The following is a 25,240-nucleotide window of genomic DNA, read 5'->3' on the forward strand; positions in this document are numbered from 1 at the left end:
CCTACCGGCCGCTGTCACCCGCTCCGGAGGTCGCACGCGCTGCCGGCATTCGGGGTCTCCCGAGGTCCGGTGACGGCCGGGGAGTACGTCAGAAGCTGCTGACCAGCTTCACGAACGCCTCGTCGATGGTGGCAGGATCGGTGGCGTCGAAGGCCTTGCCCGACGATGCCTTGGCGATCCGGTCCAGGGTGGCGAAGTCCGAATCTCGGTCGAAGGCGATGCAGAACACCTTCACCGGACGATCCGGGTCCAGGGCCACCTCGGCGAGCAACCGGTCCAGGTCGTTGTCCGGGTTGTACTCGTTCTTGCCGTCGGTCAGCACGACGATCGCGTTGATCCGCTGCGGGTCGTACCTGTCGCGCAGTTCCTGATGTGCCGCCCGGATCGTCGCGTAGAGGGCGGTGCCGCCGGCGACTTTAAGGCCCGCGATCTTGCTGTCGATCCGCTTCTGGTCGAAATCGCCGAGCGGGACCTCCTCCCGGTAGGGGCGCTTCGGCGGCGTCTCGGAGGAGAACGACCAGAGCCCCACCCGGTCCTCGGTGTTGAGCAACGCGAGACCCTTGCCCGCCGCCGCGGAGGCAACCTGGAAACGGCTACCCGCGGTGCCGACCTGCACGTCCATCGACCCCGAGGTGTCCAGGGCGATCAGGATGTTGGCCTTCTTGCGGAGCGTGCGCCAACCGTCCAGCATCGCTCCGACCACCTGCGGATCCGGGGGCTTGAAGTAGGTGAGTCCGGCGGTGGGCTCGGGGCCGACGGTGGCGAGCAACTCCGCCGAGGCGCGGCCCTGGTGATCCCGGAAGCCGAGGCGGGTGAAGCTCTCCTGCTGGTCGTCCTCGGTCAGGAACTTCTGGAAGTCGGCGGCCGCCGCGCTCTGCTGCCGATCGGCCGAGGGCAGCACCACGAACGGGTGGTCCAGGTTGAACGTGCCCTCCCTGGGATGGACGGCGACCAGCGGGACGTTCGGCCGGCGACCCCGCTCCTGCCCGTCCTGCCGGGGGCTCAGCGCACCCGTGTTGTAGAGGTTGACAAGCTCCTCCTGCAGGACGATGGCACTCATGTCGTCCGGGCGGTCCGCGCCACCGGCCAGGTCCGCCTCGGCGAGACTGCGCAGCAGGTCCACCGAGTCGTCGCTGTAGTGCGCCACGTTGGCCTCGATCCGCCTGACGAACTGGGTGACCGTCGGGTTGGCCAGGTCGGACCGCTTCAGGTCGCTGGACAGTTGCGCCGCCGCGTAGTACGTGGCGATGGTTGCCGCCAGCCCGGAGGTGGAGAGGTTCGGGTTGTCCTTGCCGAAGGTGAAGCGGCCCCACTCCGGCTTGCCGAAGCCCGCCCACCCGTCCCGCCCGGAGAGGCCCAGGATCTCCCCCCAGCCCAGCGACCCGCGCTGGCGTACCAGCTCGGCCTTGGGCTGCGGCATCGCGATCACCAGTGGGCTGTTGGCGATCGACGGGTAGTGGTCCGGGGTCTGCGGCTCCCGGCCGGCGGCCTGGTCGAGCAGGCGGAGCTGGCCGGTCCAGAGACTCGACGTCGGCAACCAGACCTGCGGTTGCGGCAGGCCGGTGTTGGCCCAGCCGGTGCCCAGCGCCTCGGTGGCCTTGCCCGAGTTCAACGCGCTGACGTGCACCTGGGCGCAGCCGCCGCCATCGATCGACCGGTCGCTGCGGTTGTAGCGTTCGGCCAGGTCGACGAGCAGAGCCGCCTTCTCCGTGGAGGAGTTGACCTCGAGCGTGGTGGTGCAGTCGGCTTCGCGCTGCCGGACGACCACGAACGCCCCGGCGATGACCACCAGCCCGGCGGTGACGGCGGCGGTGTACGGCAACCACTGCCGCGTACGCGTGGCGGTTGGGGGCATCGGGACGTCCTCCTCGGCGGGCGGCTGGTGGCAGTCAACCTATCGATGCGACGCCAGCCGGCGATCGCGGCCCCAGCGCGCGTCTCACCCCCGGTCGGGTCGCCCCCCGATCGCCGTCGCGACCAGCAGTCGAACCAGGTAGACCACGACGAGGGTGATCGCCCCGACGGCGGCGGCCGGGCCGACCGCGCTCGACGCGACGTAACCGGCGGCGGCGCCGACCGAACCCAGGAAGAGCGCGGTCGAGATGCCCCAGGCGTCCGGGGCCTCCGTCCGGAGCCGCCGCATCGCGCCGCCATCACCAGCGCCGACGACGGACTCCGTCGCCGGCGGGTACGCCGGCTGGGTCACCGGCACGGGCGCCGACCGGGCCGGCACCGACACGTGCGCCGGCTGGGTCGGCTGGGTCGGTATCTGCGGTCGCGTCGGGTGCGGTGCCGTGGGCGTGACCGGTGGCAGCGGGTGGTTCGGTGTGGGCGCGCCCGCGGTCTTGTTACCGACCTCGAGCAGGTGGTCCCGACGCAGCGGATCGGTGACCCGGCCATCCTGCCGGAGCAGCCGCACCAGCACACGCTCCGCGGCCGGCCGGTCCGCCGGGTCCTTGGACAGGCACTCCCGGATCAGCTCGTCCAGGACGGGAGGCAGCGCCGGCAGGTCGGGCGGGTCGTTGAGCACCCGGTGCATCACGGCGAAGAGCGAGTCGTTGCCGAACGGCGGCCGACCACCGGCGGCGAAGGCGATCGTGGCCGCCCAGGCGAAGACGTCGCAGGGCGGGCCGACCGCGTCGTTGCGGAACCGTTCGGGCGCCATGTACGCGGTGGTCCCCATGACCCGGCTGGTCGCCGTGTCGGTGACGCCCAACGCGCGGGCGATGCCGAAGTCGATCACCCGAGGACCGTCCTCGCCCAGCACCACGTTGTCCGGCTTCAGATCGCAGTGCACCACGCCGGCACTGTGGATCGCGGCGAGCGCGGTCACGGTGCCGACCGCGAGCCGGTGCAGGGCGTTGCCGGTCACCGGACCGCGCTCGCGGACGTGCCGGTGCAGGGTCAGGCCCTCGATGAACTCGCTGACCACGTAGGGCCGTTCGCCGTCCACCTCGGCGAAGAGGACCTGCGCGGTGCAGAACGGAGCGACCCGCCGTGCGGCCGCGATCTCCTTCACGAACTGCGACCGTGCCCGTGGATCACTCAGATCGACGTTCACCATCTTGACCGCGACCCGGTCACCGGCGTCGTCCTCACCGAGATAGACGACCCCCTGCCCACCCGCGCCCAGCCGGCCGACCAGCCGGTACGGGCCGGCGGTGAGCGGGTCGTGCGTCCACAGTTTCGCCAACCCCGGCACCGGTGCGCCGGCCAGCTCTGACATCCCGACTCCATCAGTGTCGTGCCCGGCCACCGGCGGCGCAGGACACGGCCATCGTGCCATGTCCATCGCCGGTGACCGAGGACGTTCGGCAATGGGTTGAGGTCGAGGGCACCACCTACGCGGGTGGCGGCGCGGTCGACCCCCGGATTCGCAGGGACGGGCTGATGACGATCCGGTGGGTGGGGAGGTCGGGGTCGACGAGCCGGTCGGCGACGAGACGCACGGCGGCCCGCCCGATCGAGCGTCGTGGTGGTCGGACCGCGGTCAACGGCGGGCTGAAGAGCCCGGCGACCTCGTCGTCGTACGCCACGATGGAGAGGTCGCCGGGAACGGAGAGGTGCCGCTCCTCGCAGTGCTGCACCAGCGCGATGGCCTCGGCGTCGGCGTGCACCAGCAGCGCCGTCGTCCCGGTCGCCCGGCACCTGTCGAGGACGTCGTGGAGCACGCTGTCCCGCTCCGGCGACCGGGCGTCGGGCACCGTGGCCACCACCGTCGCGTCCGGGTCGAGGCCGTACTCGGTCGTGGCGTCGAGCCAGCCGCGCCGGACGTGCTGGCTGGTGGGGCTGTTGGCGTCGAGCACCAGGCCGACCTTGCGGTGCCCGAGTGAGGTGAGGTGGCGTACCGCCATGGCCGCGCCGAGCGCGTGGTCGGTGACCACCGACTCCATGACCGCGTGGTGGCTGCCCACCGTGGCGGTGCGTTCCAACAGGACGACCGGGACACCGACCTGGTCGAGCCACTCGATGGTGCGCTCGGCGCTCGGCGCGTCCATGCTCGGCGCGACGATGAGCGCGTCGACGCCCATCCGCTCCACCAGGCGGACCAGTTGCGGCTGGTCATCCTCCGTGTCGTAGGAGGAGCCCCGCAGAACCACACGCATGTCGAGCTCGCGGGCGGCGCCCTCGACCCCGCGGGCCACGTCCGGCCAGTAGTAGTCCAACGAGGGCACGAGCATGCCGAGGGCGCGCCCGCCCAGCGGGGTCAGACCGGCGACCGGCGCCTCGTCTGCCGCCGGGGCGTCGTCCGGCAGGATCAGGGCCACCCCGCCGTGGACGCGGCGGACCAACCCCTCGGCGGCCAGCTCCGCGATGTCGCGCCGGATGGTGACCGGTGCGGCGCCCAGCACCTGGGACAGGTCGGAGACCCGCATCGAGCCGTCGCGTTGCAGGGCGGCCAACAGTTGCTGGCGGCGGACGACCTGAAGCGGCCCGCGGGAGGACTCCGCCGTGGTGACGACGGGACTGTCCTTGGTCATGAGGGACCTCCGAGGAACGCTTCGTGCGGCGAGAGCTCTTGCATGACGACGACGAGCTCGCCGGCCGGGCCGAACGCGGTGACGTCGATCGCGAGCCGGGTCAGCTGGTCTCCCCACACGTCGAGGAGCAGGGGATCCGTAATCTGCCGGATCATCGCGGCGCAGGGCGCCGATGCCGGCTGCCAGCTGAGCCCGAGTCGGCCGACGCCGTCCAGCGCGGTGACCTCGGCGCGGCCGTCGCCGAGCCGTACCTGGCCGGCGACGAGCAGGTGGACGTGGGTCGGCGGGACTGCCTGGTCCCGGTCGGGCGCCCAGGGGTCGAGCTGCCAGGCGTCGACGATGACGACGCGTCCACTGTGGCGTTCCAGCCGCGAGCTGCGCCACCAGTGCCGGACATCCGCGCGCGGGTACGCCCCGGCGACGTCCAGCCGCAGCTCGGCGTCGGCGTCGTCGGTGGTGGCGGTGACGTGCCGGGCGGCGAAAGTGTGACCGGGCGCCTGCTCGGTGCCGCGAATGTGCGGGACGTTGTGCCAGTCGCTGCGCATGGTCCAGATGTCGTACCGACCGGGTCCGAAGGTCTGCGCCGTGTAGGTGGGCCGCCCGGCGTCGACGACCACCGGCACCCCGTTGAGGGCCACCACGATGCTGCCGACGTCGTTGTGGTTGTGGTGTTCGCCGTTGTGCCCGCCCTTGACCGCCAGGGTCAGCCCGCCGGGACTGCCGGCCGCCGGGCGGGCGAGCAGCACCTGGACGGAGGGCAGCCACACGTCGCGCGTCAGCGGTGCCGGCTCTGGGGTGGCGGAGATCCACGCCGGGTCGGTCACTGCCAGCAGCAGCCGGCCCAGGCCGTGTCCCTCGTCCGCGACGGGCGCGTCGGGACGGCGGTGCGCCGCGGCGTACGCCAGCGCGTCGGTGTCCCCGACCCGGCGGGCGGCCCGGTGCAGGGCGTGCCAGGGCTGGCCCCCGGAGGGCCGGGCCGGCCCGTCGGCGTGGTTGAGGTACCAGTCGCCGCCCAGGTGCATCCGGTGTGGGAAGGCGACGGTGTGCCGCAGGGCATCGGCCGGCACGCCGTCGAACGCGCCACCGGTGGCGTGGGCGAGCAGGTCCAGTGCCTCGTGGGCCCGACACGCGCCGTTCCACCAGTAGCCGTAGCCCTCGTCGATGGCCCCGTCGGCGGGCAGCGACGCCACGTACCGGTCGAGCCCCTCGACCACCAGGTCGACAAGCCCGGCGCGCCGGGGTGGGTCGTCCACCAGTCGCAGTACGGCGACGAGCACGTTGCCGTGGATCCACGGGCTCCAGTTGTGCACGTCGCCGTCGAGGCCGAGCCAGTGCCAGTCGCGGCGCTGGGCGAACGGTGTGAGCACGCGCCTGTCGACCTCGTGCCGGATCCGGGCCCGCAGGCCGGGGGCGTGTGCGTCGAGCGGCTCGCCGAGCAGGTGGTCGACCCAGGCCAGTTGGGCGGCGACCTCTCCCGCCCCGAGGTCGACATACGGATCGGTCACGGTCGGCAGCACCGCGCCGTGCACGGCGCGGGTGTCGTCGTGCGCCGGCCAGCACCAGCTGCTCTGCTCGCACAGCAGGGTCACGCCGTCGACCACCTCGTCCAGCCAGGTCGGGTCGAGGGTGACCGCGGCGAGCACGGCGGCCCGGGTCAGGCGCCGCTGCCGGGCGAAGACCACCTGCTCGTACGTGTCGCGTTCGCCGTCGCGGAAGTACCGGGCGTACTGGTGCGCCAGTGGGAGTGGCCAGGGGGTGGCGAGGTCGTCCTCGGCCCGGGTGCGCAGCTGTCGCATCGTGGGGGCGTGCGGGTGCGCCCACACGGCACGCTCGCGCGCCGGCGGCACCGGCAACGATCCGTCCGGTGGCGCGAGTGCCCGTGCCAGCAGGTCCGTGCGGTTGCCCGGCCAGGCCGCAGCCAGAGGGCCCGCGAAGCGCTCTGCGACGGTCATGGCCCCTCGGACTGGTAGAGCGAGTCTGAACGATTTTGATCGTATCAGAGCACTTATGGCAGTCGAGTGCCCACAGGGACACCAGGTTGACGCCGCAACGTGCATCCTTTTGATCAGGTGTGTTCACATCGGTCGAAGAGAAGCATTGACTTGCTCTGTTGTGAGCGTTTTACTTCGGAAACCCTGCGGATGCCTGCGCGTCACATTAGCGGCACGCCCCGCTCGCCACCTTCACGGAGACGGATCGATGCGACAGGACCTCGGATGACGTTCGGGACGACCGGCCAGCCGGCACCGGGGACGCACTCGGGTGCCGCGCTCGCCGCGACCTGGAGCCGGGATGACTGGTTGGCCCTCGCCGACCGGATGCTGGCCGCCGCCCGTCCGTTCGCGTCGCCCGGGCACGCCCTCGTCACGTTTCCCGGGCCGGAGGGCGGTTACGGACGGGCCGTCGACGGCCTGGAGGGCTTCGCCCGCACCTTCCTGCTGGCCGGCTTCCGCATCGCCGGCGCCCAGGGAGTGGGCGTGGACGACCTCGTGGACCGGTACACGGCCGGCATCACCGCCGGCACCGACCCGCGCTCTCCGGACCGCTGGGTACGCCTGGACGAGCACCCCCAGGCCAAGGTGGAGGCGGCCTCCATCGCGCTGGTCCTGGACCTGACCCGCCCGTGGATCTGGGACCGGCTGCCGTCGGCGGTGCGGGAGCGGGTGGTGGACTATCTGCGCCCGGCGGTCGGCGACGACACGTACCCCCGGATCAACTGGGTCTGGTTCCGGCTGGTCGTCCAGACGTTCCTGCGGTCGGTGGGCGGGCCGCACTCGCTCGACGAGATGAACGAGGACCTGACCACGCACGACGGCTTCGTCCGCGGCGACGGCTGGATGTCCGACGGGCCGGACCGCGCCTACGACCACTACGTGGGCTGGGCCCTGCACCTCTACCCGACGCTGTGGTCTCGGATGGCCGGCGCCGCCGACCTGGCCGAGCAGCGCCGCGAACGGGACCTGGCCGGCCTCGACCGCTTCCTGAGCGACGCGGTCGCGCTCGTGGGCGCCGACGGGTCCCCGTTGATCCAGGGGCGAAGCCTGATCTACCGCTTCGCCGCGGCGGCGCCGTTCTGGGTCGGCGCCATCGCCGGCGTGCCCTCGGTCAGCCTCGGCCGGTTGCGCGGCGCGGCCACCCGCATCGTGCGCCACTTCGTCGCCAACGACGCCCTGGACGAACGCGGCCTGCTCACCCTCGGCTGGCACGGGCCGTGGCCGCGACTGGCGCAGTCGTACTCCGGGCCGGGCTCGCCGTACTGGGCCAGCAAGGGCCTGCTCGGCATCGCGCTACCCGCGGACCATCCGGTGTGGACGGCGCCCGAGGAGCCGCTGCCGGTGCAGGAGCGCGACGCGGTACGAGCGATACACGCGCCCGGTTGGCTGGTCTCCAGCACCCGCGCCGACGGCATCGTCCGCGTCGTCAACCACGGCACCGACCACGCCGTCGAGGATGCCACCGTCTCGGACTCCCCCCTCTACGCCCGACTGGGCTACTCCACCGCCACCACTCCCGTCCTCGACGACAGCGGCTGGGCCAGCCCGCTCGACCAGTCCGTCACTCTCGTCGACGACGCGGGTCGGGTCACCCACCGCGCCGGCATGCGCCTGCTGACCGTCCACGTCGACGCCGACGGGGTGGGGGTGGCCGGGTCACGTGCCCTCGCCCACTGGGTCGACCCGGATCCGGGTCAGCGCGATCACGGCGGCGGCCGCGTGGGCCGTTACCGACCGGCCGGGCACCTCACGGTGTACTCGCTGGTCCGAGGCCCCTGGGAGCTGCGCCTGACCCGCGTCGACGGCCTGGCCGACGGCGTCGAGGCGGCCGCGCTGTGGCTGCGGATCGGTGGCTGGGCCGTTCCCGGGGACGCCACGGCGACCGTCAGCGACCGGGCGGCGGTCGTGACCGGCGCCGGCCTGACCAGCTTGCTCGAGAGCGTGCACGGCGGAGGGACGGCCGGCGCCACCGCCGTCCCGCAGGGCGGACCCCTGGCCGGCGGGCTGGTCGTGCCCTGGCTGGACCACCCCGTCCGGCCGGGCACCTGGGTCGCCACCTTCACCGAGTTGTCCAGGGTGCCGGTGGCCACGGCCGGGCAGGCATGCCAGGCCGTGGTCGACGAGGACGGCCACGGCCTCCACCTGGCGGTCGACTGGCCCGACGGGGTCAGCACGTCGACCCGTCTGGACACGGAACATCCCAGGCCCACCCAAGCGGCCTGGTAGCAGTGCGGGCCCGTCCGGGCCCTTGACCTGAAGGAGAAAGGGATGAAGCGTGCGATACCGGCCGTCATCAGCGCTGCGACGGCCCTGACGCTCGTACTCACCGGTTGCGGAGGCGGGGACGAGCCAGTCGACCCCAACGCCCCTGTGACGATCACCCTGGCCGGCTGGAGCCTGGCGTCCACGCCCGAGTTCAAGACGCTCGCCGACGGCTTCAAGGCGACCCACCCGAACGTGACGGTGGAGCTCAAGGAGTACGCCCCGGGCAACGACTACGACACCCAGATGATCACGGACCTGGCCGCCGGCACCGCCCCGGACGTCTACGTCATGAAGAACCTCAAGAACTTCTACACGTACCAGAGCGGTGGTCAGCTGCTCGACGTCTCCGACGCCGCCTCCGGTCTCGGCTCGATCCCGGGACTCGCGTCGTACCAGGTGGACGGCAAGGCGTACGCGGTGCCGTACCGGCAGGACTCGTGGGTGTTGTTCTACAACAAGGACCTGTTCGCGAAGGCGAAGGTGACGCCCCCGGACGGCAGTTGGACCTGGGACGACTACACCGACGCGGCGAAGCGACTGCACACCGGGCTGAAGGGGGCCGGCTCGAACGCGACGGGCGCGTACCAGCACACCTTCCAGTCGACGGTGCAGGGCTTCGCGCTCGCGCAGACCCCCAACGCGGACCTGCTCTCCGGAAACTTCGGCTTCCTGAAGCCGTACTACGAGAAGTCACTGGACCTGCAGGCGTCCGGCGCGCAGCCGACCTTCGGCACCGCGAAGACCAACAAGCTCACCTACCAGGCGCAGTTCGGCAAGCAGCAGTCGGCGATGCTGCTGATGGGCACCTGGTACGTGGCCACGCTGCTCAACCAGCGCAAGAGCGGTGACGCCGACAAGTTCGAGTGGGGCATGGCGCCGGCGCCGCAGTTCGACAAGTCCACCACCGGCACCTCCGCCACGCCCGTCACCTTCGGTGATCCGACCGGCCTGGGGATCAACCCGAAGATCAGCAAGTCCAAGACCGCCGCGGCCAAGGACTTCCTCAAGTACGCGGCCGGCCCGGACGCCGGCAAGGCGCTGACCGGGATCGGCATCACCCCGGCCCAGGTCACCGACGCGGTCACCGCGACGCTGTTCGGGCTGGACGGCGTGCCGCAGGACGAGCTGTCGAAGTTCGCCTACGCCAAGCACACCATCAAGCCGGAGAACCCGGTGTCGAAGCACACCGCCGGCCTGCAGAACCTCCTCAACGAGACGCACTCGGCGATCCTCTCCGACAGCAAGGGCGTCGACGCGGAGCTGAGCAAGGCGCAGGACCGCGCCAAGAACGAAGTCCTCAACCAGTGAGCTGATGGCGGGCCCGGCGTGCCTACGCCGCACGCCGGTCCCGCCCCCAGGCCGAACGCTTCCGGAGACTCCCTATGGCAACATTGCCGTCCACAAGACCCAGGAACCGGCGGCTGGTGTCGCGCAACACGGTCGCCGGCTGGTCGTTCATCCTTCCCAACTTCCTCGGCTTCGCCGCGCTCACCCTGCTACCCGTCGTCGTGCTGTTCTACGTGGCCTTCACCAACTGGAACGTCTTCGGGGTGGCCGAGTGGACCGGCACCGCCAACTTCCGGCGGATGTGGGACGACACGAGCTTCTGGACCGCACTGCGCAACACCGTCTACTACGCCGTCTTCCACATCCCGCTGACCCTCGGGGCAGCACTCGGGCTGGCGCTGCTGCTCAACCGCAAACTGCGCGGCGTGGGGATCTTCCGCACCATCGCCTTCTTCCCCTACATCACCTCGATCGTGGCGATCGCGGTCGTCTGGAACCAGCTGTTCAGCCCGGAGTACGGCCCGATCAACGCTCTCCTCGGTGCCGTCGGGGTGGACGATCCGCCGGGCTGGACCGCGTCGGCGACCTGGTCGATGCCGGCGGTCATCATCGTCGGCACCTGGCGGTACATGGGCTACTACATGCTGCTGTTCCTGGCCGGCCTGCAGACCATCCCGGCCCAGCTCTACGAGGCGGCCGAGACCGACGGCGCCTCACCGTGGCAGCGGTTCGTGCACGTGACCCTCCCCGGGTTACGGACCACGACCTTCTTCGTCACGGTGCTGCTCACCATCGAGAGCTTCAAGGTCTTCGACCTCATCCTCGTGATGACCGGCGGCGGACCGGGCCAGTCGACACTCGTGCTCTCGCAGTACATCTACCAGAAGGGCTTCGAGGAGAACCAGTTCGGCTACGCCTCGGCGGTCTCCATCGTCCTGTTCGCCATCTGCTTCGGCATCACGGTCATCCAGTTCATGGTCAACAAGCGGAGGAACAGCTGATGACCGCGACCGACCTCTCCCTGCCCACCCCGGCCGTCGCCGCGCCCGGCAATCGCGCGCCCCGTCGACCGGTCCGGTCCCTGGGCGGGCGGATCCTCGGGTACGCCGCCCTCGCGCTCGCGGCGGCCGGGCTGCTGCTGCCGTTCTTCTGGATGGTGGTGGCGTCGTTGAAGACCAACAACGACGTCTTCACCATCCCGATCACCTGGCTTCCCGATCCGGTGGTGTGGCGCAACTACGTCGACATCTGGCAGCGCTCGGACATGACGACGTGGCTGTGGAACACCCTGCTGCTGTCGGTGATCGTCACCTTCCTGCAGGTGTTCACCGGCAGCTTCGCGGCCTACGGCTTCGCCCGGGTCCGCTTCCCCGGCCGCAACCTGCTCTTCCTGGCGTACGTCGGGACGATCGCGGTGCCCTGGCAGTCGTACATGATCCCGCAGTTCATCCTCATGTCGAAGCTGCACCTGTCGAACACGCTGTGGTCGATCGTCGCGATCCAGGCGTTCGGCGCGATCGGCGTGTTCCTGATGAAGCAGTTCTACGAGACGATCCCCGAGGAACTCAGCGAGGCGGCGCGGGTCGACGGACTCAGCGAGTACGGCATCTACCGACGGATCATTCTGCCGTTGTCCCGGCCGGCGCTGGCCAGCCTGGCCCTGCTGATGTTCACGACCACCTGGAACGACTACCTCGGCCCGCTCGTCTACCTGCGCAGCCCGGAGCTGCGCACCATCCAGTTGGGGCTGAACACCTTCATCTCCCAGTACAACGCCGAGTATGCGCTGATCATGACGGGCTCGGTGCTGTCCGTGCTGCCCGTCGCTGTCATCTTCCTGCTCGGCCAGCGCTACTTCATCGAGGGCGTCGCCTCGACCGGACTGAAGGGTTGAGGCCCATGCGTTCGCGCCACCACACCATGACCGCCGTCTTCGACGGGATCTACGCCGCGCTCACCACCAACGTGCTGCTGGTGCTCGGTTGCCTGCCACTGGTGACGCTCGCGTTCACCACCGACGCGGCGCGGTCCTGGCCGCTGTATGCGCTGACCGCTCCGCTCTGCGCGCCCGGGCTCTGTGCGGCCTTCGCGGTCATGTCCGCCTACTCGGCCGGCGACACCGGCGGGGTGCTGCGCACCTACGGCCGCGCCTGGCGAGCCACCGCCCGACCGGCGATGCTCTGGACGGCGGCGGCCATGACCGCCCTGGTGGTGCTCGCCGTCGACGCCCGCGCCGCGTGGGGCCACCGGGTCGGAGCGCTTGCCCTGCCGGTGCTGGCGACCCTGATCGTCCTCACCGTCGCGACCGCGCTGCTCGGGTTGGTGACCCTCGCCGACCGACCCACCGCGCGGTTACGCGAGGTAGCCCGTACCTCCGTGTACCTGGCGGTGCGTCGGTGGTACCTCACCGCCGTGTCTCTGCTCGTGCTCGTGCTGCTCGCCCAGCTTCTGGCGGCCCGCCCCGCGATCGCGCTCGGCCTCGCCGCCGCGCCGCTGCTCTACGTCGTCTGGGCCAACAGCCGCTTCACGCTGCGCGCCGCCCTCGACCCACCGACCGTCGAACCCCAACGCATCTGACCACCACGTTCCTGCCACCGGGCCGGGACGCCGCTGGCACACCTGCCCGGCACCGGACCGGATCCACGAGGGAGAACAGCATTCATGACGGCGACCGACGTCCGTCCCAGCTCCGACGCAGAGGCCACGGCGGCCGCGGTGGCCGCCGCGATCCGCACCGTCGACGCGAACATCGCCACCTTCGGCGACCGGTACCCCGCGGACACCACCGACGCCAACCGCTACCCGCTGCGGCCGGCGAGCGCCGGCCAACCCGAGGGCGCCAACGTCGGCTGGACCACCAGCTTCTGGCCCGGGCAGCTCTGGCTGGCACACGACCTGACCGGTGACGACCGCCACCTGCGGGCCGCGCTGTCGCACGTGGACAGTTTCGCGGATCGGGTGAACCGCGGCATCGACCTGGACACCCACGACCTCGGGTTCCTCTACACCCTCTCCTGCGTCACCCCGGCCCGCCGTACCAACGATCCGCGTGCCCGCGGCGCGGCTCTCGCCGCCGCCGACCACCTGATGACGCGCGTCCTCGAACCCGCCGGAATCATCCAGGCCTGGGGCGACCTGAACGACCCCCGCCAACGGGGCCGCACCATCATCGACAGCCTGATGAACACACCGCTGCTCTTCTGGGCCAGCCAGACCACCGGCGACGACCGCTACGCCGACGCGGCCCGCCGGCACACCACGCAGCTGCGCCAGCACATCCTGCGTCCGGACGGCACCACCTTCCACACCTTCTACTGGGACACCGACAGCGGCGCCCCGCTGCGCGGCGAGACCGAACAGGGCCACGCCGACCACTCCTGCTGGGCTCGCGGGCAGGCCTGGGGCATCTACGGGTTCAGCCTCAACCACCGGCACCTCGGCGATCCCGCGCTGCTCGCCGCCGCGATGACCTGCGCCGACCGTTTCCTCGCGCACCTGCCCGACGACCGCGTCGCGTACTGGGACCTGGAGTTCGGCGACGGCAGCGGCCAGGAGCGGGACAGCTCGGCAGCGGCCATCGCCGTCTGCGGCCTGCTCGAACTCGCCGACAACCTCACCGACCCGGCCAGCGCCGGCCGGTACCGGGCGGCCGCGGCCGAGATCCTGCGCTCACTCATCGACCACTACTCCACCGGCGGCCAGCCGGGCTCGAACGCGCTGCTCCTGCACGGCGTCTACGACAAGCCCAAGGACGTCGGCGTCGACGAGGGAACCCTGTGGGGCGACTACTTCTACCTGGAAGCCCTCACCCGCGCCACCATCCCCGGCTGGGCCAGCCCCTGGTGACCACCGCGACCGACCCGCACCGCCCCGCATCCCGAAAGGTGACCATGAACTACCGCTACCACTGCACCATTCCCGCCGCCGAGGGCCGGAACACGCTGCCCGTCAATCCCTGTCAGCTGCTGGACTTCACCCTGCTGCGGCTGTCGGCCGGGGAGTCCTGGACCGGCGAGTCCGGTGACCGGGAGATCCTGGCGGTCATCCTCGGTGGCACCGCCACCTTCACCGTCGCGGGCCACCACTTCCCCCAGGTCGGCAGTCGTCCGGACGTGTTCTCCGGCAAGCCGCACTCGGTCTACCTCCCGGCCGGCTCCTCGATCACCGTCGAGGCCGTCACCGACGTGGAGATCGCCCTGCCCAGCGCCCCCAGCGACCTGGCCACCGAGCCCTATGTCATCGCGCCGGAGCAGGTCGCGACCGGCCGTTGGGGAGCGGCCAACTTCGGCCGCACCTATCACCAGATCCTCACCGAGATCGCCCAACCGGAGCTGCCCGCCCGCCGGCTCATCGTCGGCGAGACCTACACGCCCTCGGGCAACTGGAGCACCTACCCGCCACACCGGCACAAGGTCGACGACCTGCCCGCCGAGGCCGCACACGAGGAGATGTACTACTACCGCGTCAACCCGGCGGACGGATTCGGTATCAGCCGGGTCTACACCGACGAGGGGTACGAGGAGAACGTCACCATCCGCGACCACGTGATGCAGATGATGCCCGAGGGCTACCACACCGTGGTCAGCGCACCCGGCTACACCACCTACTTCCTGTGGTTCCTGGCCGGCACACAACGTACCCAGGGCGCCCGCGAGGACGCCGCCCTCGCCTGGGTGGGCCAGACCGTACCGACCCTGCGCAGCCTGGGCCTGTAGCGACGGTCTCGGACACCTCCGCGCCTCGACGGCCGCGTCGCGATGGTCACCGGCGACATACGATCGACCAGACCATCGCGACCGGCCGGCGCTCACCTCGCCCAGCGTGCGGCCGAGCGGTTACGCCTCGGAGTCGCGAACGTCGGTTGACTCCCGCCCGACCGGCGGAGCGGGCACCTCCAGCGGCTGTCCCCAGCTCCGCCGCGTGTCGAGCAGCGCGACCAGGGCCAGCACTCCGGCCACCACGCTCAGCCCGACCATCGGTGCCCAGCGGGCCAGCGCCGGCGTGAACAGCAGCAGGGCCACGAATCCGATGGCGCGGGAACGGGAGACCCGGCCGAAGATCTCGTACTCCAGCCGCATGCGGGCGACGAGGAAGAGCATCGGGCCGCCAACCACGAACAGGAGCCAACCGGGCCGCGGCTGACCGAACGGATGATCGATCACCAACTCGTAGCCGACTGCCGTGACGAGCACGCTGAACACGATCAGCAGATGTGTCCGTTCCAACAACGTGCCCAGCCGGCCGGGCATGTCCGCCCGCTCCAACGGGTCGGTCAGCAGCAGGCCGGCGCGGTGGAAGTAGATCCGCCAGAGCAGCGCGCTGGTGGCGAACGTGACCGTGAAGGCGGCGGCCCGCCCGTAGGAATAGTCCGTGCCGCCGAAAACCACGCCGATGACCAGGATCGACTCACCGAGTGCGATGAGAAACACCTGCTGGTAACGGTCGGCGAGGTGGGTTCCCGCGATCCGCCAGCGACCCACCTTCGACGCCCCGAGCCACGGCAGCGGCCAGCCCAGCGCCCAGGCGAGGTAGTCGATCGCGAGTGCGGCAGCCCACAGCGGCAGTAGCAGTCGGTCCGGACCCAACGCGCCGGAAAGCCACAGCGGCGTGGTCGCCGATGCCCACACGGCAAGCCGGAACGGGACGAGCCGTCGCGGGTGACCCCGCAGCGCGGCGGCGACCACCAGCGGCCGCACCACCATCACCATCAGGTACGCGGCCGCGAACGCCAGCGCTCGCTCCTCCATGGCGCGGGACAGCGTCACCGCCATGATCAGGCCGGCGAACATGGTGCCGACCACGACGGCCTGAATGATCGGCTGCTCCGGTTCGTAGCGACTGGTGATCCACGCGGTGTGCGACCAGATCAGCCAGAGCGCAAGAAAGAGCAGCAGGGTACGTCCGAACCCGGTGACGAGCGCCCAGCCGGTGTCATCGCTCAGGCCGGCGAACCGTTGGGAGACCCGGGTGAGGGCCACGACGAAGGCCAGATCGAAGAACAGCTCCAGGAACGTCGCGCGGCCGGAACTGGTGGGCGGACGCAGTAGGTCGGCACCCCGCACCGCCGCCATCGTCCGCCTCCGTCCGCCCCTGTTGCACCAACGAGCCGGTTGCCAGAGGAGTTGCGTCAGCTCCCACCCGGGCCACGACGCTCACGTCGGATCGGGTTCGAGGTGCGGCTGTTCGAGGCTCCCGCGGAGCCACCCGTCGAGCCAGTCCACGAGCGAGATGCCCTCCGCGTAGAACGAGTGTTCGCCAAGGCCGGAGTTCGGGTCGAAGCCCCACATCATCGCTCCCCTCCCCAGGCAGTCGACGTACGAGTAGATCGCACATCCCCAATAACCGATCGGCAGCAAGCCGGCGGGTTCGCGAGGGCTGAGCAGATCGACCGCGGTACGACCGAGATCGTCCGTGCCACCGCCGGCAACGCCCAGCACCGGACCGAAGCCGCCGTTGGCGACCTCCAGGTAGATGCGTCGAAGCAGCGGCGGCAGCGGATGCCCCAGCAGCCGTTCCGCGTCGTCCACGGCGTGCACCGAGGCCGGTTCGAGCGGCGGCAACGGGTCGACGGCGTCGGCTGCCAGCGCGGCGAGATGCTCCTGCGACCCGCGTACCACCAGCCACCGCGTGCCCTCGGGCGCGGGACTCAGCACCCAGTTGCCGTTCGCGTCCAGGTCGCCGGGGTGGATCCACACGTCATCGCTGTAGTCGCGAGCTGCCACGCGAGCGGCGACACTCCGCAACACTTCGTCTTCGCGCACCCGCTCAGTATCCTGTGCTGGTCGGCCGGCCGATGCCCGCCGGCAGGAGGACCGACGGGTGCGTCACCCGATGGGTACGGCCGCCTGCGTCGCCCGGAGGAACGTCAGCGCCTTCGACCTGAGCGTTTCGGTCGCGGCGTACGAAGCACCCCCGACGGAGAACCAGACCTTCACCACCAGGTTGCCGGTGCGGGCGTGGACCATGTACTCGGCGTACTTGAAGCCCGGATCGGAGCGCCTGGTGAAGGCTTCGGCCTCCTCGCCCAGACCGGGGATGCCGCCGGCCGGAGTCATGACCGTCACCTGCTGCGTCGCCCGGTAGAGCCGCCCAGCCTCCTCCGCGCTGACCAGCGTGGACGCCTCCACCAGCAGGTTCGCCTGATGGCCGGTCCTGGTCCGCATCTCGAACAGACACGCCGCCCCCGGGTGCCCCAGCGGTGGCTTCGGATCGGTGCGGGCAACCGTCAGGGAGGACAGCTCCGCCAACGGTCGAAGATCAGTACGTTTGCACAGGTCCAGATCCTGGGCGCGGAAGACCGGGCCGGCCGAGGCGGTGGGCGTGCTGGCGGCAGCGCTGGCCGTGGTCGCACCTGTGGTCGGCACCGCCACCGGCGCCGGGGCACCGTCACAGGCGGCAGCGCCAAGCACCGCGACGAGCGCCACGACAGGACGGGGCACAGCGGCCAACGCAGACACGACCCGACCATACCGGCCGTGCGGCTGGTGGACTGACCTCCCTCGCAGGATGTCGGGGGTCGGTCGTACGTTCTGCAGTCGTGAGCGTCCTCCAGACCTACCGCTACCTCCGACCGTCCACACTGCACAGGGGTGACCTGGCGCTGCAGACAAGCGGCGGACCCGCGACCAACCCGCGGTTCTTCTCCGGTTTTCTGACGACTCCGCAGGCGGCGGCCGCCGGGCTTCTGGCGGTCGCGGAAGTTGCCCGGACCCGGTACCACCAGCCGGTCAGCCCGGCGAGCCTCGATCCCGTGGTCACCGGCAGCCGGGACCGGATGCGCTTCGAGTCGTTCTCCGGCTGCTGCGGGGTGTACGCGCGGCTGGACGTCGTGCCGGCCGGGTTCGACGGCGACATCGTCGAGCACGGCACCACGAACGTCGACGTGAACGCGCCGCTGCGGGAGGCGCTGGCCCGGGTGGGCGGCATCGACCCCCTGCACCTGTCGGTGGGTCCGGACGATCTGACGGCGTCCACCCTCGACGGAGAGGTGGTGGAGAAGAAGGTGCCGCTGCCCGGACGTTGGCTGCGCGGGTTCGCCGAGGTCCATCTGATCGCCGCGGCCATGCAACCGCGGGCGGAGATTCCCGCGGCGGAGGCGTCCGCCTTCCTGCGCCGGCTGCCGGCGGGCAACGACCGGTCGGTGCTCTGGGTGGTGCCGACCGGGCGCTCGCTGCGGCTGACCGCACGCCCCGTGCCCGGCGCGGTGTGCCTGGCCGGCGCCGGGCGGCTCGCCACGCTGCGGGGGCTGCTCAGATACGCGAAGAGCCTGCGGGTGTACGGGCCACCGGCGGCGGCCGGGTCGCCGCCGCTACCGAGCGTGTGGCAGCTCGACACCGGCGCGCTGCGGCTGTCGCTGACCCTCTCGCCGGAGCCCTACCGGGGCTTCTCCGGCGAGGGCGGCGCGCTGACCGCGCTCGCCACGGACGACGTCGCCGACGACGCCGCGCTCGTCGCCGCACTGCTGTCCTGGGACCCGACGATCGATGTCCACGCGTTGGCCGCCTCGGCGGGGATCTCGGCGGACCGGGTCCGGGCCGCCCTGGCCCACCTGGGCACCGCCGGACGGGTCGGGTTCGACGTGACCGAGGCGGGCTACTTCCACCGGGTGCTGCCGTACGACGCCGGCCGGGCCGAGCGGGACAATCCGCGGCTGGTCGCGGCGCGGGCACTGGTCGAGGCGGGCGCGGTCACCCTGGACGGCGAGGCGGCGACCGTACGCCACGGCGACGAGGTCTACCGGGTGCGCCGCCGAGCGGACCACTCGTACACCTGCTCCTGTCCCTGGTGGGCGCGGCACCGCGGTCAGCGCGGGCCGTGCAAGCACGCGCTCGCCACGTCGATGGTGGGCGCTTCGGTGGAGGTCGGGGCGTGAGCGATCCGTTCGACTTCCTGGTCCAGGGCGACGTTCGCGCCGCCGTCGACGCGGTCACCGACCTCGACGAGCAGGGACGGCGGTCGTTCGCCGGTGGGCTGGTGGCCCACGTGCGCCGGCGGCTCGACAACTGGTGGTGGAACGATCAGGCGGGTGCCCTGGCGGTGGCCGCCGTCGGGTGCCTGCCGACCGCCGCCGCGGCGGCCGAGCTGCTCGGTCGGCGGAACGTGTCGCTGCGGGGTGTCGACGCCGCGCTGGTGGCCCAGGTCGGGCGGACGCGCGGGGTGCCCTGGCTGGGCGAGCTGGCACACCGGCTGGCGGACCGGCTCCGCCGCGATGACCCGACGGACGGCTGGGCATTCGTCGCCGAGCTGCTCACCGCCGAGAAGGCGGCGGCACCCACCGGTGACCAGTTCGTGCAGGGGTGGCTCGCCCTGATGGCGTGGCCGCCGGAGGGGCAGCGACCGATCCCGCTGGTGGACCGGCTCCGGGCGGACGTGTTTCTCGACGCCCTGGTGCCGCGCCTGTTCGAGCTGGACGGTGCCGGGACGCGGATGTCCTTCGACGAGTTCATGACCGACGAGACGTTCGCCCTGCCGCGCGCGTTGGCACGACTGGCCGGCGAGGGCCGCCTGGACCGGAGGGTGCTGCTCGACGGTTGCGTGAGCCGGCTGTTGCGCGGCGACCGGCCGGCCGCGTTGCGCGCGTTCGTCACCCTGCACGCCCTGCTCGAGCCCACCGCCAGCGAGGTCGACGGGCATGGCGGCGACTACCTGCGCCTGCTCGCCGACGCCCCAGGGCCGGTGGCGTCGATGGCGCAGAAGACGTTGCGGGCTCGCGACGGCGTGGAGGTCGAGGGGCTGCTCGACACGTCGCGGGCTGTGCTCGTCCGGCCCGACAAGGCGCTGGTCCGCGCCCAGCTCGCGTGGCTAGACCAGCTCGCCCGCCGGCACCCCGACCGGGCGGCGGAGATCGCCGAGGTGATCGCGACAGCTGTCGACCACCCGGCGGCGGACATCCGCGACCGGGCCGGCACGCTGGCCGCCCGGCACGGGCACGTGGTCGCCCCGCGGGTCGTGGTCGGTGCGGTGGGCGACGACCTGCCACCACCGGCCGGCCCGCTGCCCGCTCCCCCGGCCATCGCCGACCCCGACGAGCTGGCCGAGGAGGTCGCCTCCCTGCTCGGCGGCCCGAAAACAGCGTCCGACCTGGAACGGGTTCTCGACGCGGTGGTCCGGCTCGCCGGTGACGACCGGCTGAAGGAGGCCCTGATTCCGGTGCTGCGACGGCACCGCGCCGGCGCGGAGGAACACCCGTGGGATCCGTACTGCCTGTGTGGTCTCCTCGGTGGGGTGCTGCACGCGGCGGCCGATCCGGTCGAGGGAGGCGGACGGCGGGGACGATGGGCCGCGATGCTGGCGGCGGTGCGGCGGCGCGCGCCGGGCGGACCGTCGCCCGATGCACGGGTACTCCCGCCGCACCGATTGCTGCGCGCCCGGCTGGCCGAGATCGGCGACCGCGTCGGTATGCCCCAGCACCCCGGTCTGCTCGCGGCCCCGACCAGGGCGAACGGTGCCCTCGACCCGGAGGTGCTGTACGACCGGCTGGCCCTGCTCGGCCAGCACGGCGCGTGGGAGATGGACCTGACGCAGGCCCTGCTGCGGCTGCCCGCGCGTGTCGACGAGCCCCTCGCGGCCAGGGCCGCGACGCTCGGCACACCGGCCGGCGACCGGCTCGCCGGCTGGCTGCGCGCCGGCGGCCTGCCGACCCCGGACCAGCGGGTGGTCACGCTGCCCCGACAGGAGCGCCGACAGAGCTACTACCTGGGGTACGACGAACCGCCTCGGCAACGGACCCACGTGGTGCTCAGCCCGCCGGAGGGCGTCGACGACCCGTTCGGCCTGCTCACCGTGCCGGCCGGAACGGTCGACAGCTACGTCGGCGACGCGGCTCTGCTCTGGCCGGCCGTGCTGCCCGGCTACCGGGGACTGGTCGCGGCGTACGCGCTGCCCGACATCGCCAGCGGCGCCGACCAGGACCTGTCCGGCGGTGCCGCGATCCTGCCGCTGCTCGCCGAGTGCGGCGGTGACGGCGGTCCCGCCGTCGACCTCGCCCTCGCGTACGGCCTGGGTGCCCGGCACGAGTCCGACCGGGTCGCCGCCGTCGACGCCCTGCTGATGCTGGCCGCCTCCGGCGACCTGGACGCTCCCACGGTCGGAGCCCACCTCGGCACCCTCGCCGCCGTCGGTGACCTCACGCTGACCCGCACCCTGCAGCCGCTACGCGACGCGGCCGCCGCCGGTGCCCCGCTCAGCGTCTGGCACCTGCTCGCCGCCGCGTTGCCCTCGCTGCTGGCGGCACCGAAGCCCCCGCGCGGCACCCCGGACCTGCTGACCCTGGCGGCGGAGACGGCGGGCGCGACAGCCGTCCGGATCGACGTGCCCGGGCTGGCCGAGGTCACCGCGCGCGGCGGGTCGAGCCGACTGGTCACCGAGGCGAGGCGCCTGGCCGCCGCGAGTGGCTCCAGGCCCGCACCAGGACGTCACCCGGAGTCTGCTGATCACTGAGGGTTGGCGGGTTGGGCTTGACGCACCGTCGAGGCTCGTGGTGCAACCAGAGCAGCACCGCAACAGCAGCCACCACCGCGACCCGCTGGCGGCAGCGACGTCAGTCGAAAATTCGGCCCAGGAGCGCACCCTGACCGGATTGCAGGATGTGCCCCGCCGTCAACGGCACCCAGAAGCACTCGAACGGAGTCGGCGGCTGGGTGCCGTCGTGGTCCTCCTGGCTCGACCAACGCAGGGGCGTGGGCTCCAAGAGTTCCATGAGGAAGATGTGCCGGCGCTGGATCTCGAACCGAAGAGGGCTGATGTCGTACTCGGCCTCCCCCAGCTTGCGGACGACCCTGAAGTCCGTGAGCCCGGTCTCCTCGCGGGCTTCGCGAAGCGCGGCATCCACCGGAGCCTCACCGGGGCGGATGGTGCCACCCGGCACCTGGACGCCCACCTCCTCGTAGCTGTGGTCCGTGTGCCGGAAGACGAGCAGCCCTCCATTCCGCACGATGTAACAGAGCGCCTTCTGCGTGACGGCCTTCTCGGGCATGACGACCTTCCGCTCGACGTCGTGATCGATACCTGGAGGTCACGTCAGGCTGCACCGGGAGCCGCAGAAAGGACAGAAGGCACGTTTGGCGTTCGATGTCACTTCGATGTCGCACTTCGCGCAGTGACCGTTCTCCCACAGGCCCTGGTAAAGCCCAAGCCCACCGTCGTAGTAGTCGCGGTCAGGCCAGGCGACCAGCTCCACCTCAAGACCGGGATCGTCCTCATAGGCTGTCGCCTCAGCCAGGACCAGTTCGGTTCGGATGCCGTGATTGTCCTCGGTGTGACGCGGCAAGACTCGGCGCATCACGTCGACGAGCTCGTACACCGGTAACGCCGCGAGCTGCTCGGCGAGGCGGTCGCGCTCTTCGTCAGTCGTCACGCGACGGACCATACGCGCGGCCTTACCGCCCTCGTCGACTGTGGGCGCGTCGCTCGTCAGCGCAGCACCTCAGGAACCCACTGACTCAGGAGTCAATCTCAGGCCCGCGCGGTCGTGGTTATCGCGAAGGCGGCGAGCACGCAGTAGACCACGCCGGCTGCCCGGTCAAGTGAACGTAGTCGCAGCCTCGGTGTCAGCGTTCGCAGGAATCCGCCGGCCAATGCCCAGAGCGTGTCAGGAATGCTGGCAAGTGCGATAAACAGCAGCCCAAAGATCAGCAACTGTACGGGGACGGGTCCAGCGTCGGCGGAGACGAACTGGGGTAGGAAGGCCAGGAAGAAGACGGCGGTCTTCGGATTCAGGGCACCGACAAGCAGGCCGCTGCGGAATGCGGCAAGAGGTCTGAGATCTCCGCGGGCACCCTCACCCGCTTGGGCAAGAGTCCCCTCCTTGCGGGAGCGGAACGCCTTCCAGGCGAGCCACAGCAGCCACGCTGCGCCGGCCAGTTTGACGATGGTGAACAACTGGGCGCTCGCCGCTATGACGGCGGAGACGCCGACGACAGCACCGAAAACGTGTACCAGATATCCGATCTCGACTCCGAGCACGCAAGCCAGGCCGAGGGCGCGGCCCTTCTGCACGGAGTTGGTAAGAATGAACGCGACAGACGGACCGGGGAAGCAGACGATCGGGATCGTCGTGGCGAGGAAGAGTAGTAGCAGGCTCCGACTTATCACACCGTCTCCTCGCTCACCCAGCCCTCGGTCGAGTCCGGCTGCTAGCCGTACTCGATTGTCGTCACGCTGGAGACCAGCCGCATCTTGAGGTCAGGTTCTGTTGCGGCGGCGGCGGGCTTCGATGTCGCGCATCACCTCGGGGTCCCATTGGCCGGCGTTCCAGTCCTCGCTGGTCGGAGTGGGCGACAGCGGCCACGCCGGGTCCTGCCCGGCGACCGGCGAATAGTGGCCGGCGACGACTCGGTCGACGTCAGCGATCAGCCGCAGGACCCGCGCCCGGCTGTGCAACATGCCCCCGATCAGCGCGGCGGCGCCCAGGATACGCAGGGTCGCCTGGCCGAACAGGACGGCCGGAGCGGTTCGGTCGGTGGCCAGCCAGGCGACGGCAGCACTGAAGACGATGCAGGCGGAGAAGACGCGCGTGCCCCAGTGGCGGCTGTACGAGCGGCCGGAGGAGCCGTGCGCCTCGGCGATCTGGCGGGTGCCGCGGCCCCAGATCAGCCCGCTGACCACCAGGCCGATGATGGCGGCGAACAGGATCAGGTTGGCCAGGGCCAAGCCGATCGCGGTGCCGGAGCCGCCGATCGCCGCGCCGGTGCCGGAGGGGGGCAGCGGCCGGGCCCGGCCGCTCGGGAGGCTGCCCAGGACGGCCGCGGCGATCGCGGCCACGGCGAAGAGGATGGCGAACCCGATCGCGAACCAGGTCGCGACGTTCCAACCTGTTGTTCTGAGCGCGGGCGGAGGTGTGGAGGACCGGCACGTGTGGCCTTGGCCGGGGTGTCCGAGTTCGGCTCCGCATTTCGTACAGTGCACGGTGTTCTCCTGAGCGGCGCGGCCGAGACTTCGCTGGGCCAGCTGAACTGGTATCGCATCTCGTCGCACGGGTAAAGATCCGCCGGTTCGGTGCGTAGAGGATCATGCCCGGTCGGTGCCGATCCGGCGACCCCGATTCCGCGAGACACTCGCCGACGGGCAGGGGTAATGGGCGGCCGACCCCGCTGCCGCGCCCGGTTGTGTGGTTCACGACGCGCTGAGGCGCGAGGACGGCGAACTGCTCAACCGGTCCCGGCGGGTCGAGCACGCCCACCTGCCGTGAACCGGTCGCCCCATGGGGAGCTTGACCTCAAGCGAGCTTGAGCTTGCAGGCTGGCCCGGACGACCCGGCCTGGTCGGCCGGAGCTGGAGTGCCACATGAGAGGAGATCCATGAGGGCAGCGGCGTTCCACACCTTCGGTGGTCCGGAGGTGCTGCAGGTTGTCGAGGTGGCCACGCCCGTGGCCGGGCCGGGAGAGGTTCGGGTCCGAGTCGAGGCCGCTGGCGTGCAGGCGTACGACTCGGCGGTCCGGTCCGGCTGGACTCCACCGGGTCAGATTGTGCGGTTCCCGCAGATCGTCGGCAACGACTTCGCCGGTGTCGTCGACCAGACCGGCGCCGGCGTCACCGGCTTCCGAACAGGCGACGACGTGCTCGGCTGGGCACTGCTCGCCAGCTGCGCCGAGTACGTCGTCGTTCCCACCGGGCAGGTCGTCACCAAGCCGGCCGGGATGTCCTGGCCGCAGGCGGGCACCCTGTCGGCGTCGGCGCAGACCGCGCACACCGCGCTGGAAGAGTTGAAGGTCGACGCCGGCGACACCCTGCTGATCCATGGCGCGGCCGGCGGCGTCGGAACCGTCGCGGTGCAGCTGGCCCTGGCCGCGGGTGCGACAGTGATCGGCACGGCCAGCCCGGCGAACCAGGACTACCTTGCCTCGCTGGGCGCCACACCGACCACCTACGGCGACGGACTGACCCACCGCGTGCGAGCCTTGGCGACGGGCGGTGTCGACGTCGCCTTGGACGCCGCGGGCGGCGCGGCCCTGGACGCCTCCCTCGAGTTGGTCGCCGACCGGAACCGGATCGGCACCCTCGTGGATTTCGCCCGGGCGGGCAATCTCGGCGTACGCGCCCTGCGCAGCCAGCGCTCAGCCCAGCGACTACAGGCGATCACCGACCTGTACCGCACCGGCCGGCTGACACTGACCGTGTCGGAGACCTTCCCGCTGGACCGGATCGCCGACGCGCACCGCCGGATCGACACCGGTCACGCCCGCGGCAAGACCGCAGTCCTGCTCCGGGGGTGAG

21 protein-coding genes are annotated in these 25,240 nt (G+C 71.3%); 10 read left to right on the plus strand and 11 right to left on the minus strand.

The window, feature by feature from the left end:
• Window positions 1–88: 88 nt before the first annotated feature.
• The 4 genes from AB0A90_RS02005 to AB0A90_RS02020 form a co-directional block, all read right to left on the minus strand.
• The gene (locus AB0A90_RS02005; RefSeq protein WP_357240102.1) at window positions 89–1,855 is read right to left on the minus strand and encodes an extracellular solute-binding protein; all 1,767 of its coding nucleotides are present in this window, start codon (window positions 1,853–1,855) and stop codon (window positions 89–91) included.
• Window positions 1,856–1,939: 84 nt separating this feature from the next.
• Complete coding sequence (locus AB0A90_RS02010; RefSeq protein WP_357240105.1) at window positions 1,940–3,226, minus strand: protein kinase; 1,287 nt, start codon at window positions 3,224–3,226, stop codon at window positions 1,940–1,942.
• 115 nt (window positions 3,227–3,341) lie between these two features.
• Entirely contained in the window at window positions 3,342–4,481 is a 1,140-nt protein-coding gene (locus tag AB0A90_RS02015; RefSeq protein WP_357240108.1) for a substrate-binding domain-containing protein, read from the minus strand.
• Complete coding sequence (locus tag AB0A90_RS02020; protein WP_357240111.1) at window positions 4,478–6,433, minus strand: heparinase II/III family protein; 1,956 nt, start codon at window positions 6,431–6,433, stop codon at window positions 4,478–4,480. Before AB0A90_RS02020 ends, AB0A90_RS02015 begins: the two co-directional genes overlap by 4 nt.
• Before the next feature lie 264 nt (window positions 6,434–6,697).
• Between AB0A90_RS02020 and AB0A90_RS02025 the strand changes: the two genes are divergently transcribed.
• The 7 genes from AB0A90_RS02025 (at window position 6,698) to iolB (ending at window position 14,742) form a co-directional block, all read left to right on the plus strand.
• Window positions 6,698–8,701 (plus strand): DUF2264 domain-containing protein, encoded by a 2,004-nt coding sequence (locus AB0A90_RS02025; protein ID WP_357240114.1) that lies wholly within the window; start codon window positions 6,698–6,700, stop codon window positions 8,699–8,701.
• A gap of 42 nt (window positions 8,702–8,743) precedes the next feature.
• Window positions 8,744–10,048, plus strand: coding sequence for an extracellular solute-binding protein (locus tag AB0A90_RS02030; RefSeq protein ID WP_357240118.1), 1,305 nt, complete (start codon window positions 8,744–8,746; stop codon window positions 10,046–10,048).
• 116 nt (window positions 10,049–10,164) lie between these two features.
• Window positions 10,165–11,028 (plus strand): sugar ABC transporter permease, encoded by an 864-nt coding sequence (locus AB0A90_RS02035; RefSeq protein ID WP_357240121.1) that lies wholly within the window; start codon window positions 10,165–10,167, stop codon window positions 11,026–11,028.
• The gene (locus tag AB0A90_RS02040) at window positions 11,028–11,921 is read left to right on the plus strand and encodes a carbohydrate ABC transporter permease (RefSeq protein ID WP_357240127.1); all 894 of its coding nucleotides are present in this window, start codon (window positions 11,028–11,030) and stop codon (window positions 11,919–11,921) included. The genes AB0A90_RS02035 and AB0A90_RS02040 overlap by 1 nt, the downstream gene beginning before the upstream one ends.
• A gap of 5 nt (window positions 11,922–11,926) precedes the next feature.
• Window positions 11,927–12,604 carry a hypothetical protein gene (locus AB0A90_RS02045; RefSeq protein WP_357240130.1) on the plus strand — a complete coding sequence of 226 codons (678 nt, stop codon included), beginning with the start codon at window positions 11,927–11,929 and terminating at the stop codon, window positions 12,602–12,604.
• Window positions 12,605–12,688: 84 nt separating this feature from the next.
• The gene (locus tag AB0A90_RS02050) at window positions 12,689–13,873 is read left to right on the plus strand and encodes a glycoside hydrolase family 88 protein (protein ID WP_357240132.1); all 1,185 of its coding nucleotides are present in this window, start codon (window positions 12,689–12,691) and stop codon (window positions 13,871–13,873) included.
• 44 nt (window positions 13,874–13,917) lie between these two features.
• Complete coding sequence (gene iolB, locus AB0A90_RS02055) at window positions 13,918–14,742, plus strand: 5-deoxy-glucuronate isomerase (RefSeq protein ID WP_357240135.1); 825 nt, start codon at window positions 13,918–13,920, stop codon at window positions 14,740–14,742.
• 120 nt (window positions 14,743–14,862) lie between these two features.
• On the opposite strand, the gene AB0A90_RS02060 is transcribed toward iolB, so the two are convergent.
• The 3 genes from AB0A90_RS02060 to AB0A90_RS02070 form a co-directional block, all read right to left on the minus strand.
• Entirely contained in the window at window positions 14,863–16,098 is a 1,236-nt protein-coding gene (locus AB0A90_RS02060; RefSeq protein ID WP_357240139.1) for a low temperature requirement protein A, read from the minus strand.
• An 81-nt stretch (window positions 16,099–16,179) separates the two neighbouring features.
• Entirely contained in the window at window positions 16,180–16,788 is a 609-nt protein-coding gene (locus AB0A90_RS02065) for a hypothetical protein (RefSeq protein ID WP_357240142.1), read from the minus strand.
• A gap of 63 nt (window positions 16,789–16,851) precedes the next feature.
• Window positions 16,852–17,484 carry a hypothetical protein gene (locus AB0A90_RS02070; RefSeq protein ID WP_357240145.1) on the minus strand — a complete coding sequence of 211 codons (633 nt, stop codon included), beginning with the start codon at window positions 17,482–17,484 and terminating at the stop codon, window positions 16,852–16,854.
• Between the two features lie 80 nt (window positions 17,485–17,564).
• Here AB0A90_RS02070 and AB0A90_RS02075 point away from each other — a divergent pair, with 80 nt between their 5' ends.
• Complete coding sequence (locus AB0A90_RS02075) at window positions 17,565–18,899, plus strand: SWIM zinc finger family protein (protein ID WP_357240148.1); 1,335 nt, start codon at window positions 17,565–17,567, stop codon at window positions 18,897–18,899.
• Entirely contained in the window at window positions 18,896–21,466 is a 2,571-nt protein-coding gene (locus tag AB0A90_RS02080) for a DUF6493 family protein (RefSeq protein WP_357240151.1), read from the plus strand. The genes AB0A90_RS02075 and AB0A90_RS02080 overlap by 4 nt, the downstream gene beginning before the upstream one ends.
• 100 nt (window positions 21,467–21,566) lie before the next feature.
• On the opposite strand, the gene AB0A90_RS02085 is transcribed toward AB0A90_RS02080, so the two are convergent.
• The 4 genes from AB0A90_RS02085 to AB0A90_RS02100 all read right to left on the minus strand — a co-directional run bounded on the left by AB0A90_RS02085 (window position 21,567) and on the right by AB0A90_RS02100 (window position 23,788).
• The gene (locus AB0A90_RS02085) at window positions 21,567–22,001 is read right to left on the minus strand and encodes an NUDIX domain-containing protein (protein ID WP_357240154.1); all 435 of its coding nucleotides are present in this window, start codon (window positions 21,999–22,001) and stop codon (window positions 21,567–21,569) included.
• A gap of 39 nt (window positions 22,002–22,040) precedes the next feature.
• A complete protein-coding gene (locus AB0A90_RS02090; RefSeq protein WP_357240157.1) occupies window positions 22,041–22,382 on the minus strand; it encodes a hypothetical protein in 342 nt (113 codons plus the stop codon).
• Window positions 22,383–22,480: 98 nt separating this feature from the next.
• Window positions 22,481–23,119 (minus strand): LysE family translocator, encoded by a 639-nt coding sequence (locus AB0A90_RS02095; protein WP_357240159.1) that lies wholly within the window; start codon window positions 23,117–23,119, stop codon window positions 22,481–22,483.
• 90 nt (window positions 23,120–23,209) lie between these two features.
• The gene (locus AB0A90_RS02100) at window positions 23,210–23,788 is read right to left on the minus strand and encodes a hypothetical protein (RefSeq protein WP_357240162.1); all 579 of its coding nucleotides are present in this window, start codon (window positions 23,786–23,788) and stop codon (window positions 23,210–23,212) included.
• A gap of 536 nt (window positions 23,789–24,324) precedes the next feature.
• Here AB0A90_RS02100 and AB0A90_RS02105 point away from each other — a divergent pair.
• The gene (locus AB0A90_RS02105; RefSeq protein ID WP_357240165.1) at window positions 24,325–25,239 is read left to right on the plus strand and encodes an NADP-dependent oxidoreductase; all 915 of its coding nucleotides are present in this window, start codon (window positions 24,325–24,327) and stop codon (window positions 25,237–25,239) included.
• The last annotated feature ends 1 nt before the right edge of the window (window position 25,240 follow it).

It is taken from the genome of Micromonospora sp. NPDC049204 (assembly GCF_040647935.1).
Lineage (GTDB): Bacteria > Actinomycetota > Actinomycetes > Mycobacteriales > Micromonosporaceae > Micromonospora.